This window comes from Methylocystis heyeri (genome assembly GCF_004802635.2).
GTDB lineage: Bacteria > Pseudomonadota > Alphaproteobacteria > Rhizobiales > Beijerinckiaceae > Methylocystis > Methylocystis heyeri.
The window spans coordinates 1,719,933-1,733,441 of record NZ_CP046052.1; the positions used below are offsets into that span (position 1 = coordinate 1,719,933).

A 13,509-nucleotide genomic window follows, 5' to 3' on the forward strand; every position below is an offset into this window, starting at 1 on the left:
GCCTTGAGCGTTTCCAGCCGAAGCGGATGCCGGTTCGGCGTGGGAAACGCGTCAAAAGAAAAACTTGGAGTGCTTTCATGTTTCCGCGAAAGATGAAGGCGCTCCAAGCGTCAATGCGACATCGCTTCTTGATCCCGGGCGCTGGAAAACAGGCTGCGCGCCGCCGCCTCGTCTGCGCGGATCTTCATGGCGTTCTCGATGGCCTGCAGCGAATTGAGTCGAGCGCCTTTGACGCCGCGGGCGTCGACCAGGGCCAGAAAATCGCCGGGCTTGTGCGGGCATCCGCTGCTACCCTGGTATATGCGCAGGCCCTCGGCGGTCGCGATCGCATCTCCGGCGCGCAAGGTAGCGTCGTGCAGCAGCGCCTCGGCCTCGCCGGGATCGGCGCCCTGCGGCGGTTGATCGTAGCAAAAGCCCTTCTTGATCGGACCGGCCGCCGACACGTCGTCGCTATCCTTGCTGGCCAGGGACTGGGGCCTTTTGGAATATTTCTTCTGCGGCGCTTTTTGTTTCGGCGACGCTTTCAGATATTCGAGGCTCGACCGCACTTCCCGTCGCCTCGGCCGCTCCAGGCGCCTCGAAGCCGCGCGAGGCTCCGCCCCCCACTGCTGGCCGCCGCCGCCGAAGGCCCCGAACAGGTCTTCGAGAAAGCCGGCCTGAGCGTCGATCTGGCCGCCCAACAGGAGAAACGCCGACAACGTCAGGGCCTGAAGACATCGTCTCCACGGTGAACGGCTCAAATGAGAAACGCATCTTACTAAAGTATTCTTAGAATATAAGGCTTTCATGGCAGTCTCTCCCAGCCACGACTGCGGAGAATACTTAGTCTTAGTTACACCGTAATTGACGAAGCCAGTCAAATCGGCGCCTGCTCGCTCTCTCAGTGTATTGTTCGGGCGAAAACAAGCGCTTGAACGCTAAAATACGAGACGACGCCAATTCCCGCTCGAAAATGTTTTTGCCGGTAGGCCTGTTCGACGGCGGGATTGACACGCAGCGCGAGCTGAGGCGAAGCTCTATTCAGCCTGGCGCGCCCCTGTCATTCGGGGAATGGCAAGGGAACGCGGCGGTCTTGGCGCGCAACACGTTTTGGGGCTCTGGAGAGAGTTGACCGAGACCGACCGGCCTCAGCGGGACATCGCCTCTCTATCCTTGGCGCTGAAGAGAAGGCTGTGAACGTGCCCGCCGTCGAGGCGGGTCTTCATGGCGTTCTCGATGGCGAGCAGCGAGTTGCGCTGAGAGCCCTTGACGCTCCGGGAGTCGACGAGCGCGAGGAAGTCGTCCGTCTTGTGCGGGCACCCGCCGCCGCCCTGAAAAACCCGCAGGCCCTCGGCGGTCACGATGGTGTCTCCGACGCGCAGGGTCGTGTCGTGCAGCAAAGCCTCTGCCTCGCCGGGATCGACGCCCTGCGGCGGCTTGTCGTAGCAGAAGCCCTTCTTGATCGGTCCCGAGCCCGCCACCTTGTTCTCTCCACCCTTGCGGCCAGCCGCGCGGCGCCGGGAATTCGACGCCTTGGGCAGATAATCCAGGCTCGATTTATAGGCGCGCTGCCGAGGCCGCTCCACGCTCGGCGCCTCGACGGCCCGTTGCTGGCCTCCACCGGCGCCGAAGGCCCCGAAGAACTCTTCGAGAAAGCCGGCCTGCGCCTCGATCTGGCAGCCCAACAGGATGAACGCGGCCAAGGGCAGCGCCCTCACGACACGCGCCGACGAACAGCAAAGGGATTTGATTACCAAATTGTTAGTATACGACAGTTCCATGTCAGTCTCTCGCACCCACGACTGCGGAATATACTTAGTCTCAGTTACGCCATAATTGACGAAGCCAGTCAAATCGGCGCACCCACGCTTTTCAGCGCACTCTTCGGATAAAAACAAGGGCTTGACTGAAAAAGCGGGAGACGCGCCGAATCTGTCCTCGCAATTTTTTTTCACGACGGGCGCTCGCACGCCTGTACAGGGGCGGAACTAGCGCGCTTCCCGTGAAAATCGACGGGTTTTCGCGATAAGAACTGCAAATTCCCCTGACGACGCCGTTCAGGTGGGAGGCGCCGACAAGCGCGCCCCAAAAAGAAGGCGAAGCGGTTCACGGCAAGAACAGCATGGTTAATCGTTCGCTTTGATGTGTGTTCCACCGGGCTTGGACGAACACGCGCCATGATGAGCCCGCCTCTCAATCGGCTTCGGCGCAGGATTCGAGCCGCCCCGCCGCCAAGCGCGCCGCTTCCGCGCCGGACAGGATGGCGCCATTGAATCCGTGCTCCCCGCCAAAGGCCGAGGAGAGATAGAGCCCCCCGACCGGAGTCCGCGGCGTGCGGGGGAAGCCGGCGACGATGGGGTCTTCGGGAGGCAGGGGCTCAAAGCCGTAAACGGCTCCATCCGGCGTATTGAGATAACCCGCCATCGAATGGGCGTTGAGCATCATCCGATCCGTCACGAGGGACGAAAATCCGGGATAGTCTCTCTCGAGCGCGTCCTGGAAGGCGTCGAGCCAGCGCTCGCGCCGCTCCCCTGCATCCTCGCGGGTGACGTTGCGCCAGTTGTCGAGACGATCGAGGCCGAGCACGCTGACCAGAATCGGCGGGTCGTCCCAAAGGCCAGAATCGACCGCAGTGAAATTGGCGACGGAATAGAGCGGCAGGGCGCCGTTCTCCGGATCGCCGCCCATAGCCCCCGCCCCGTCGCCATATTGAGAGAAGCGCGTGAGCGATTGCGGCAGCACGATCGAAGAATAGTCCTTGAGGCCAACCGTCTCCGGCTTCGCCTTCAGACCGAAATTGGCGCAGAACAGAGAGGTGGAAAGCGGCCTCGCGCCAAACTCGGCTTCCATCAGTTCGCGCGCTTGCGCCGGCAGCAGATCGCCCGCGACCGCCGGAGAGCAATTGGCCATGACCACGCGCGCGTCGAGCGTTTCTTCATCCTCGCCGCTCTTGCGCGCCACATGGCGCACGCGGGCGACGTGGCCTTCCGAGTCGGTTTCGATCGCGGTCGCGAGCCGGCCCAGACGAACCACCCCTCCCGCCTTGGTTATGGCCTTGGCCAGCTTGAGACTGAGCTGGCGCGAGCCGCCCTTGATATAGACCCCTCCGGAGGCGATGTTCGCGCCCTGCGCCAGGGCGTAATAAATCCACCAGGTCCGCGCCGGATCGTCGCCGAAATAGAGAAGATTGGCGCCGAGCGCGCATTTGAGCGCCTCCGCTCCGCCAAAGTCCCGCTCGAAAACCTCGTCGAGCGAATCCTGCCAGCCGCGCGCGGCCGGTTCGATCTCCCAAAGAGCCTTGGCGAATTTGGCCACCGAGCCGGTCTCGCGCGCCTGCCTGATCGTCCAGAGCGAATCGTGGATCTGTTCGACCTCGTTGAGAAAGCTCTTGATGGCCTGGCTCTTGTCGGGAAAACGCGACGCCAGGGCGTCATAGGCGGCGTCGAAGCCGGCCGGCAGAGCGAAATTTTCACCTACCGGGCCGCCCCGCACATTATGCAGCGGCCCGGTGGGCCGCCATTCGATCTCGTCCAGGATTCCGAGTTCGCTCAATACGCCGTGCTTCGGATCGCGCGGGTTTCGCGCATCCGAGGTCTGGTGAAGCGAGGATTCGACTGTGAGATTGCCGACCCTGTAGACGGAGGCGGCTCCTCCCAGGCTGAAGTTGCGCTCCAGCAGACAGACGCTATAGCCGCGCTTTGCGAGCAGCGCGCCGGCGGTGAGCCCGCCCAGCCCCGAGCCGATCACCACGGCGTCGAATTTCTTTCCTGTCGTCATCGGGATCCCCGGAATTTCCGCCGCAGCGATTCGCGGAAAAAAGTTTCTGACTTTTTCGATAAGAATTGGTTCAGTTCGACGATATGGCGCGCTCGCCCGCCGCTCGCATGATCCAGAAAGTCTTATATCCCACATCGCGCCGCCATCGGCCGTGGCGGGCGAAAGAAAGCGCCTCATGCGGGAAAAAGACCGCCAGGCGGCGGCGCGGCTCTAATCGCGTGACCGCATCGCACGAACGGTCAAAGGGCGTCCTTTTGGACGCTCGTCGCATGACGGGCTATGCCGAGCGGAAAGCGCGCTAGAAAGCCATGCCCGGATCGGCCGCCGGAGCCGCTTCGGCCGGAGCCGCTGGCTTTTTCTTCCTCGGGCGCTTGGGTTTCTCGGCTGGGGGAGTCTCGCTTTGAGCGGGATCGAGGGCCGGATCCATCTTCAAGCTTTCGCCGAACACCGGTTCATCGGCCGGACCGATAGGCTGGGCCTCGACGGCGGCCGGCGCTGCGGGCTCCACCTTGCGCGCGCGCCCGCTCCGCTTGTTGGGTTCCGGGGCCGCGGCGGGAGCCGGCGCCGGAGCAGCCGTCGGCGGCTGCTGCGCGACCACTTCCTTGCCGCCCTTACAATCCACCAGCCACACGTCGTAAACCGGGTGCTCGACGCCATGGAGACCGGGGCTGGCCGCAAACATCCAGCCGGAGAACACCCGCTTGATCTCGGGCTTGGCCTCGGTTTTGGAGTCGCGCTTCTGCTCGGGCTTGGTCGCCTGCTCGTCTATTTCGACGAAACTGGTGGTTTGCGGCGTTTCGGTCTGCGGGCGCGTGTTGCAGACCTTTGCGGTCACCTGAAGCGACCCGAACTGCACCGTTTCGTCGATGGCCACGTCAAAATTGATGATGCGCCCTGTCGTCTTGTCGAGACCGGCGAAAATCGCCGTCGGGTGGCGGATGGGATCGGCCGAGACCGGAAAGGCCGCCAACGCGAAAAGCGCGCCGACGACTGGTCTGCGCCGAAGGAAGGACAAGCCGTAAGGAAAGAGCATCACATCTCCGCGCCGCTGAAACCGCGACAGAAAGAATTGGTCACGCTACAGAAGATGCACGCGAGAAAGGCGATTTGGTGTTCGAGACGCCCGCGGGCGGCGGACCGCCGCCTCTCAGCCTTCGGGACGCCAGGCGTTGTAGTCCCCATAGGCCGGCGGCCGCTGGCCGGAGCTCAGGATCGATCCCGGCGGACGATAGGCCTGGGCGGCGCCGGTCTTGTTCTCCTGGAAGGGGAGCTGCCATTCCTTCGGCTTGTAGTCTTCCTGCGTCGGGGGCGTGTCCACCGTATGATGCAGCCAGCCATACCAGCCGGTCGGCGTCCCGGAGCCCTCGGCGTAGCCCTTGTAGATCACCCAGCGGCGCTCGAAGCCGAGCGCCGGGTCGATCTTCCCGCCTCTGGTGCGGTAGTAGACGTTGCCGAATTCGTCCTCGCCGACGCGCTCGCCATAGAGCAGCGTCCACAGGCCCGTGCTGAGCGTGGCTCGGTTCCACCATGTGAAGAGACGAACGATAAAAGACATGCGCGTCGTGTCCTGTGAGTTCTGCGGCCCTTATCGCGTTTGACGGGCGCGATGTCCAGCGCCGTGAAACCAGCCGGCTTATTTTGGCGAGATGGTCAGGGTTGCGCGCGCGGCCCAGCCCGCCGCGCGGTTCTCGGTGGCGAATTCTCCATATCCCTTGAAATGGACAGCGGCCTGATAGGCCGGCCCAACGGGAAAATTGTACCCGAGCTGCGCGCCGAGTCCGGCGACTCGCGACCTGAAACACCCGACTTCATCGCCTGGGCCGCCGTCGCAGCTCACCTGATTGTAGAGATAACCCACCGGCCCCACGAAAAGATGCTCGGTGAGGTGTTTCGACGCGCCGACGTCGAGATGGAAGTCCACCCCGCTTCGGTATTCGGTGGTCGGATTGATGAGATTATAGGTGAAGCCTGCGACTGCGGAAAATTCAACGCCGCTGACGCTGTCGGAATAGGTATAGCCTCCGCCGGCGTCGACGGCGCCATGGCCGATCCCGAGATTCGCCAACCTCTTTTTATCATAGGCGCCCACGGGCGCGTTGCCGGTGGCGTAGACCATGAAATTGTGGACACCCCGATTCCAGAACAGCGTCGCCTGGGGAGAAAGATCGCCGCCGCCGGTCACCGAGTCGCCGAAGCTCAAGGGCGGAATTGGGTTCGGCGCTCCCATCGCGCCGAATGCAGTGTCGGTTTCGGTCGCCGTGGCGTGACCTACGACGCCGGTGACGCTGAGAGCGGCGCTGGCGTCCAGCGCCGGCAAGGAAAAGCCATAGCTCGGCGTGATGTTGATCTGATTTGTCACGCTCCCGGAATTGGAGGTGACGTCGCCGAGCTGGGTCCCGTCGAGCGCGCCGATGCGGCTGAGCCTCGCCGCGGAAATGCTGGAGCCGGCGTAGCCGGTGCTGTGAAGACCATAGATCGTCACCGACCAGCCCGGCTGGTTGGGGATGGCCGAGAAGCTGTCATAGGTTCCCGGCGTCCAGAAGCTGGAACCGCTTTCATCCCCGAGAGCGGGAGCCGCAGCGCCGCCCGCAAGCGCCAGCCCGGCGAGCTGGCCGCCCAGGAGAAGCGCCCGTCGCGCGTAACGAACAACCCCTCCTCCCCTCCGCCGCATCGGCCCGCCCTCAAATCGCAAAAGCCCGGCGACTCATGCAGAATGCGCCCTCCGAGGTTCGCGCATCCAAATGCGCGCGGCAAGGGCGACGGCGCTAATTGGCGACACGCACGAAGGCTCCGAAAGCGCGCGGTCCGTCGCCGGTGGGAGCTTTGGCGACGATATTCAGCGTCGCTGCGTCGATCGACCATAATTCGTTGGAGAACCAGTTGGTGACGTAAATAAAGGCCCCGTCGCGGCTCGCCGCCACGCTCTCGGGATATTCCCCGACCTTCACCACGCCCAGCGGCTTCAAGCTTTGGGCGTCGAAGACGCTGACGCTCTCGTCATATTGATTCGCGGCGAAGGCGCGGCCCCTGGCGAGTGCGACGCTATAGGGATGACTGCCGACCGCCACATTCGCGATCAGCCTGCGCTCGATGAGGTCGACGACGCTCACGTCGTTCGATTCGACATTGGCGCTATAGGCCCGCCTGCCCTCGGCGTCGATGGTCACGCCGTAGGGGTGCCGCCCCACGGGCACGACGGCGAGCCGGGCGAGGCTCCGGGCGTCGAAAACAACGAGGGCGTTGTCGTCGCGCGCCGCAGCCACGAGCAGCTTTCCGTCGGGCGTCGCGGCGAGGCCTGCGGGCATTGCGCCGATCTCGGCGCGGCGGATCGCCTCGGTCGCCGCGTCGATCTCGATCAGATCGCGCCCATACATGTCGGCGACATAAATTCGCCGCCCGTCCGGCGAGACCGCGACGCCGAGAGGCCCGCCGCCGAGTTCGATCTTCTTGACGACGCGCCGCTCGGCGGCGTCGACGACGGTCAGAAAATGCCCTTCGGGACTGGTGACATAAACGCGGGAGCCGTCCGGGCTCGCAGCGACGCCGGCCGGCTTGCCGCCGATGGGCAGGGTCGCCAGCGGCTTCATCGCCGAAAGCTCGACGATGGTCAGATTGTCGCCGGTCTGGTTGGTCACGAAGGCTTCGTCCGCCAAGGCCGGCGCGGCGGCGAGGCCGATGAGCGCCGAAGCGCCGAGAAGCCGCCCGATCATCGCCGCTCGACCCTGGCTTTCAAATTTGCGAGCCCGCTCCTGAAAAGATCCGTCACCGCCTGAACGGCGATTTCGTCGGTGAATTGCTCGGGCGGATTGCCGCCGGGAAAGGCGCGATAGAAACGGCTCTTCCACTCGACCAGAGACCCGGCGCCCGCGGGAGAAACCTTCAGCGTCGCGGATAGATTGCCGACCGGCAGAACCTTGATGTCGACATGCTCCATCAGATAGCGCAGCGACATGGCGGATTCGTCATATTGCACGAGGCGTTCGTCGATCGCGGCGCCGTTCGCCAGAAACAGGCGCCGTTTTCCAGTTTCCGGCGTATTGCCGCCCTCGCCTTCCGATCTGACGACGCCCGGCAGCCAGCTCGCATCCTGGAAATCGCCCACCACCGCCCAGACCCTGGCCGGAGGAGCGTCGATCTCGATGGCCTCGATCACTTTTTGCGGCGTGGCCCCGTGGCCGAAAGCCGCAAGCGGCGTCAGCGCCGCGAGAGCAATGGCCAGAACCCACGCAAAACGTAAAGGAGACCGAAGTCTCTGCTGGGCCGTCATGGCCGGGACATTGTGAATCCCCTCTCCCCGCGCTCGCGGGCAGAGGGTTAGGGTGAGGGGCCGGGGCAAAAAACACGAGAGGAAAATATTGCCCGCGCCTCTTAGAGCACAATCGCACTCGGGCTTTGGACGCGATGGGCCGGACGAAAAAATGCCCAAGCCCCTCACCCCTGCCCTCTCCCCGCCCGCGGGGAGAGGGAGCCTGTTCCCCTCGGTTCGTACTAAGTTGCGCGTTGCCGCTGCGCTAACGCGCGCCCGCGCAAAACACGAGAACCTTCTATATTGCAGGCGTATTCCGAGGATTTCGCCATTGCTCGGCGCGGATGGCCGGGACAAGCCCGGCCATGACGGGGTTGGCGACTTTCGAGATATGTGCATGCCTTAGCCCGCCAAGGAGGGACTGCGCCCTTCGCCCTGGCGTCGAGAGGCCAGCGCGGCGGCGCTCGCGATCGTGCGGCCGTATTCCTGCGGCCGATCGGAGCCGCTCCCGATTAGTAAGCGGCGACGCGTTCTTATCGCAAGTGCTTATAGGCTTTCGCGAAAACCTCTCGGGCGAGAAGCAATCCGGACTGCGCTCCGGAATGCTTCCCCCTCCTAAGCACAGCTTTCGGCAGATTGGTTCGCGTCATCGCGAGCGCAGCGAAGCGATCCAGAGCCACGCCAACGGCTGGATCGCCACGTCGCTACGCTCCTCGCGATGACGGCGAGAATCGGCCACAAAGCCTTCTTACTTGCCTTCGGCCTTGGCCTTCAGCGCCGCGAGGCCGCTGGTGTAGATGCCGCCGACCGCCTTGAGGGCGGCCTCGTCCGAGAGTTCCGGCGGCGGATCGTTGTTCATGAAGCCGCGATAGAAGGCGCCCTTCCATTCCACCGTGGACTTGCCGCCGTCGGCGGGCGTGACCGTGATGGTGGAGGAATAGTTGTTGACGGGCAGAACCTTGGGGTCCACCTGATCGATCTTGTAGGAGAGCGACATCGCGGCGGCGTCGTATTTGGTCAGGGACTCGTCGATGGTCCCGCCGTTGCTGAGCGTGAGCTTGCGCTTGGCCTGCTCCGGCGTATTGCCGCCGGTCGCCTCGGTCTTGGCGACGCCCGGCAGCCAGTTGATGTCGCCGAAATTGCCGACGATCTCCCAGACCTTGGCGGGCGGAGCGTCGATCTCGATCTTTTCCACGACCTTCTGGCGCGAGGGACCGTGGGCGAGTGCGATTGCGGGAACGAGCGACAGGGCCGCAGCGAGGAAAGCGCGGCGCGGGGCGACGAAAGACATTGATGGGTCTCCAAAGATAGAGAGCTTGTCGCCGCCGGCGGCGGCTCCGGGGCGACATAAAATCGCACCTGAAGCTCCCGTCAAGGCAAAGCGTCGGCTGAAGGCCCGGCGCCGGCCCTCAAAGCGCAAAATTCATCCACAGGCGCCTCTTGCCGAATCCCTGGAGCAAGACCACCATGCTGCAGCGCATTTGAAGAGTTTTCCCCACTATCCACTATTTTAGCAATATATAGAGATCCGAAACTTTTTGGTCACTATATCTTGACGACAGAGACCGGTTCACGCAGTTTGCGGGGGTCCTCGTGACGAAGCGGAGCAGAGTCGGAAACAATCCCAGCCGGACGGGTCGAACCCGCCGCTTTGCCACAAGCCCATCAGCCGTAATGCGTTTCGTTCAGAAGCGTTCCACCGGAACGCCGGTCCGGCCCTCCTGCAAGAGCGGCCGCTAGCCGGCGTCCCTCGGCGCGCTCCCACGCGCGAACCCAGATTTGAGGAATTGAGCCATATGAAGATCGAGCGCCGCTTCACCGCCGCCGGCCAGTCTCCTTACGCGTCGATCGAGTTCCGCACGACGAAAAGCGAGATCAGGAACCCGGATGGATCGGTGGTGTTCTCGCTCGACGGCATCGAGGTCCCGGCGGGCTGGAGCCAGGTCGCCGCCGACGTGCTGGCGCAAAAATACTTCCGCAAGGCGGGCGTGCCGGCCCGGCTCAAGCGGATCGAGGAAAATTCGATCCCCTCTTTCCTGTGGCGCTCCACGGCCGACGCGGAGGCGCTCGCCGCCCTGCCCAAGGACCAGCGCTATGTCTGCGAAACCACGGCGCAGCAGGTGTTCGACCGGCTGGCCGGGGCCTGGACCTATTGGGGCTGGAAGGGCGGCTATTTCGACAGCGAGGAAGACGCCCAGGCCTTCATGGACGAGCTGCGCTACATGCTGGCGAGACAAATGGCCGCGCCCAACTCGCCGCAATGGTTCAACACCGGCCTGCACTGGGCCTATGGCGTCGACGGCCCCGGCCAGGGCCATTTTTATGTGGATTTCGCCAGCGGCAAGCTGGTGAGGTCGAAGAGCGCCTATGAGCATCCGCAGCCGCACGCCTGCTTCATCCAGTCGGTGGAAGACGATCTCGTCAACGACGGCGGCATCATGGATCTGTGGGTGCGCGAGGCCCGCCTGTTCAAATACGGCTCCGGCACCGGCTCCAACTTCTCCCGGCTGCGCGGCGAAAACGAAAAGCTCTCTGGCGGCGGCGCCTCCTCGGGGCTGATGTCCTTCCTCAAGATCGGCGATCGCGCCGCGGGCGCGATCAAATCCGGCGGCACCACCCGCCGCGCCGCCAAAATGGTGGTGGTGGACGTCGATCACCCCGACGTCGAGGCCTTCATCGACTGGAAGGTGAAGGAGGAGGAAAAAGTCGCCTCGCTCGTCGCCGGCTCCAAGATCGTCAAGAAGCACCTCAAGGCGATCCTGCGCGCCTGCGTGAACTGCGAAGGCGCCAACGACGATTGCTTCAACCCCGAGAAAAACCCCGCGCTCAAGCGCGAGATCAAGCTGGCCCGCCGCGAAGACGTGCCGGACAATTTCATCAAGCGCATCATCCAATTCGCCCGCCAGGGCTATAAGGACATCGCCTTTGAAACTTTCGACACCGATTGGGACAGCGAGGCCTATCTCACCGTCTCGGGCCAGAACTCCAACAACACGGTGCGCGTCACCGACGACTTTTTGCGCGCGGTTGAGGAGGATAAAGACTGGGCGCTGATCCGCCGGCTCGACGGCAAGACCGCCAAGACGGTCAAGGCCAAAGACCTCTGGGAGAAGATCGGCTACGCCGCCTGGGCTTCCGCCGATCCCGGCATTCAGTTCCACACCACCATCAACGACTGGCACACCTGCCCGGCCGGCGGCCCGATCCGCGCCTCCAATCCGTGCTCGGAATATATGTTCCTCGACGACACGGCCTGTAACCTCGCCTCGCTCAACCTGCTGCAGTTCCGCGACGAGGCCACCAAGCAGATCGACATCGCAGCCTATGAGCACGCGGTGCGGCTATGGACCGTGGTGCTGGAAATCTCGGTGCTGATGGCGCAGTTCCCCTCGCGCGAGATCGCCCAGCTTTCCTATGACTACCGCACGCTCGGCCTCGGCTACGCCAATGTCGGCGGGCTGCTGATGTCCTCCGGCATCGCCTATGACAGCGCGCAAGGCCGCGCCATCACCGGCGCGCTGTCGGCGATCATGACCGGCGTCGCCTACGCCACATCGGCGGAAATGGCCAGGGAGCTCGGCCCCTTCGCGCGCTTCATGGAAAACCGCGAGGCCATGCTGCGCGTCATCCGCAACCATCGCCGCGCCGCGCTCGGCGAGCATAGCGGCTATGAAAAGCTCTCCATCGCCCCGGTGCCGCTCGACATCGCCGCCTGCCCCGACAAGGCGCTGAACGAGGCCGCCGCCCGCGCCTGGGAGAACGCGCTGCGCCAGGGCGAGCTTCACGGCTATCGCAATGCGCAGGTTTCCGTCGTCGCGCCCACCGGCACCATCGGCCTCGTCATGGATTGCGACACCACCGGCATAGAGCCCGATTTCGCGCTGGTGAAGTTCAAGAAGCTGGCCGGCGGCGGCTATCTCAAGATCGTCAACCGCGCCGTGCCCGAGGCCTTGCGCACGCTCGGCTATAACGAGGCGGAGATCGCCGATATCGAGGCCTATGCGGTCGGCCATGCCAGCCTTTCCAATGCGCCGGCGATCAACACGACGAGCCTGCGCGCGCGCGGCTTCACCGATGAAAAACTCCAGGTGGTGGAAAAGGCGCTCGCCGGCGCCTTCGACATCAAATTCGTCTTCAACAAATGGACTCTCGGCGCCGATTTCCTCAGCTCTGCGCTGAGGGTTTCTCCCGCCGCGCTCGACGACAAGAATTTCGATCTGCTTTCGCATCTCGGGTTCTCGCGCGCGGAGATCGAAGCCGCCAACGTCCATATTTGCGGCGCGATGACGCTGGAGGGCGCGCCCTTCCTCAAGCGCGAGCATTATGCCGTGTTCGACTGCGCCAACCCGTGCGGGCGCACCGGAAAGCGCTATCTCTCGGTCGAATCGCATATCCGCATGATGGCGGCGGCGCAGCCCTTCATCTCGGGCGCGATCTCCAAGACCATCAACATGCCCAATGAGGCAACGATCGAGGATTGCGAGCAGTCCTATCTCTTGTCCTGGCGCCTCGCGCTCAAGGCCAATGCGCTTTATCGCGACGGCTCAAAGCTTTCGCAGCCGCTTTCGGCGCAGCTCATAGCGGGTGATGAAGAAGACGAAGACGCCGGCGACAAGGTCGAGCAGCTGATCGCGGCCAGCGTGCCGGCGCGCGCGGCGCAGGTGGCCGAACGCGTCGTCGAGCGCATCGTCCATCAGCTGGTGCGCGAGCGCGAAAAGCTGCCCGATCGCCGCAAGGGCTACACCCAGAAGGCCGCAGTCGGGGGACATAAGGTCTATCTGCGCACCGGCGAATATGGCGACGGACGCCTCGGCGAAATCTTCATCGACATGCACAAGGAGGGCGCCGCCTTCCGCAGCCTGATGAACAATTTCGCCATCGCCATTTCTCTCGGCCTGCAATATGGCGTGCCGCTCGAAGAATATGTCGACGCCTTCACCTTCACCCGCTTCGAGCCCGCCGGCCCGGTGCAAGGCAACGACATGATCAAGAACGCGACCTCGATTCTCGATTATGTGTTCCGCGAGCTTGCGGTCTCTTATCTCGGCCGCAACGATCTCGCCCATGTCTCGCCCGACGACATCGGCCATGACGTGCTCGGCAAGGGCGAGCATGAGGGCAAGGCGCCGGAAGCCGCCTCCGTCGTCTCGCGCGGGCTGCTGCGCAACAAGGCCGACCGGCTGACGCTGGTGAACCGCGCCGATGCGACGCCGCCGATGGCCCATGCTTCCAGCGGCGCCCTGGCGCTGAAATCGGAGCTCGCCCGTGAGATCGAAGAATCCACTAACCCTTTTGATGATGATAACGATCCCACGACGGGAGGCTTAGCTTTCTCGAGGGACGTCGAGTGGAGCAAACCCTCGCTTAGTGCGAGGAGAGATCAGGCTCGTATGAAGGGTTACGTTGGCGAAGCCTGCCCGGAATGTGGTAACTTTACGCTGGTTCGTAATGGCACATGCCTGAAATGCGATACATGCGGGGGAACGACCGGCTGCTCCTGATGCGGA

10 protein-coding genes are annotated in these 13,509 nt (G+C 63.7%); 1 reads left to right on the top strand and 9 read right to left on the bottom strand.

What is annotated here, in order from left to right; translation table 11 throughout:
• Nucleotides 1-110: 110 nt before the first annotated feature.
• The 9 genes from H2LOC_RS07760 to H2LOC_RS07800 form a co-directional block, all read right to left on the bottom strand.
• The gene (locus H2LOC_RS07760; protein ID WP_136495875.1) at nt 111-698 is read right to left on the bottom strand and encodes a hypothetical protein; all 588 of its coding nucleotides are present in this window, start codon (nt 696-698) and stop codon (nt 111-113) included.
• Between the two features lie 429 nt (nt 699-1,127).
• Nucleotides 1,128-1,682, bottom strand: coding sequence for a hypothetical protein (locus tag H2LOC_RS07765; protein WP_136495876.1), 555 nt, complete (start codon nt 1,680-1,682; stop codon nt 1,128-1,130).
• Nucleotides 1,683-2,172: 490 nt separating this feature from the next.
• Nucleotides 2,173-3,756, bottom strand: a complete 1,584-nt coding sequence (locus H2LOC_RS07770; RefSeq protein ID WP_136495877.1) for a phytoene desaturase family protein — start codon at nt 3,754-3,756, stop codon at nt 2,173-2,175.
• Between the two features lie 298 nt (nt 3,757-4,054).
• Nucleotides 4,055-4,789 (bottom strand): DUF2155 domain-containing protein, encoded by a 735-nt coding sequence (locus H2LOC_RS07775; RefSeq protein ID WP_136495878.1) that lies wholly within the window; start codon nt 4,787-4,789, stop codon nt 4,055-4,057.
• Between the two features lie 114 nt (nt 4,790-4,903).
• Nucleotides 4,904-5,311 (bottom strand): NADH:ubiquinone oxidoreductase subunit NDUFA12, encoded by a 408-nt coding sequence (locus tag H2LOC_RS07780; protein WP_136495879.1) that lies wholly within the window; start codon nt 5,309-5,311, stop codon nt 4,904-4,906.
• A gap of 78 nt (nt 5,312-5,389) precedes the next feature.
• On the bottom strand, nt 5,390-6,427 hold the full coding sequence (locus tag H2LOC_RS07785) for a SphA family protein (RefSeq protein WP_136495880.1): 1,038 nt from the start codon (nt 6,425-6,427) through the stop codon (nt 5,390-5,392).
• A 94-nt stretch (nt 6,428-6,521) separates the two neighbouring features.
• On the bottom strand, nt 6,522-7,466 hold the full coding sequence (locus tag H2LOC_RS07790) for a YVTN family beta-propeller repeat protein (protein WP_136495881.1): 945 nt from the start codon (nt 7,464-7,466) through the stop codon (nt 6,522-6,524).
• Nucleotides 7,463-8,023, bottom strand: coding sequence for an SRPBCC family protein (locus tag H2LOC_RS07795; protein ID WP_136495882.1), 561 nt, complete (start codon nt 8,021-8,023; stop codon nt 7,463-7,465). The genes H2LOC_RS07790 and H2LOC_RS07795 overlap by 4 nt, the downstream gene beginning before the upstream one ends.
• A 727-nt stretch (nt 8,024-8,750) precedes the next feature.
• A complete protein-coding gene (locus H2LOC_RS07800) occupies nt 8,751-9,293 on the bottom strand; it encodes an SRPBCC family protein (RefSeq protein ID WP_136495883.1) in 543 nt (180 codons plus the stop codon).
• A gap of 505 nt (nt 9,294-9,798) precedes the next feature.
• Between H2LOC_RS07800 and H2LOC_RS07805 the strand changes: the two genes are divergently transcribed.
• Nucleotides 9,799-13,503: a vitamin B12-dependent ribonucleotide reductase gene (locus H2LOC_RS07805; RefSeq protein WP_136495884.1), complete on the top strand. Its 3,705-nt coding sequence runs from the start codon at nt 9,799-9,801 to the stop codon at nt 13,501-13,503.
• The last annotated feature ends 6 nt before the right edge of the window (nt 13,504-13,509 follow it).

Excerpts from the sequence above, each read along its gene's own strand:
- H2LOC_RS07785 (WP_136495880.1), bottom strand. The coding sequence starts at position 6,427 with ATGCGGCGGAGGGGAGGAGGGGTTGTTCGTTACGCGCGACGGGCGCTT.
- H2LOC_RS07775 (WP_136495878.1), bottom strand. The coding sequence starts at position 4,789 with ATGCTCTTTCCTTACGGCTTGTCCTTCCTTCGGCGCAGACCAGTCGTC.
- H2LOC_RS07800 (WP_136495883.1), bottom strand. The coding sequence starts at position 9,293 with ATGTCTTTCGTCGCCCCGCGCCGCGCTTTCCTCGCTGCGGCCCTGTCG.
- H2LOC_RS07770 (WP_136495877.1), bottom strand. The coding sequence starts at position 3,756 with ATGACGACAGGAAAGAAATTCGACGCCGTGGTGATCGGCTCGGGGCTG.
- H2LOC_RS07780 (WP_136495879.1), bottom strand. The coding sequence starts at position 5,311 with ATGTCTTTTATCGTTCGTCTCTTCACATGGTGGAACCGAGCCACGCTC.
- H2LOC_RS07795 (WP_136495882.1), bottom strand. The coding sequence starts at position 8,023 with ATGACGGCCCAGCAGAGACTTCGGTCTCCTTTACGTTTTGCGTGGGTT.
- H2LOC_RS07805 (WP_136495884.1), top strand. The coding sequence starts at position 9,799 with ATGAAGATCGAGCGCCGCTTCACCGCCGCCGGCCAGTCTCCTTACGCG.
- H2LOC_RS07790 (WP_136495881.1), bottom strand. The coding sequence starts at position 7,466 with ATGATCGGGCGGCTTCTCGGCGCTTCGGCGCTCATCGGCCTCGCCGCC.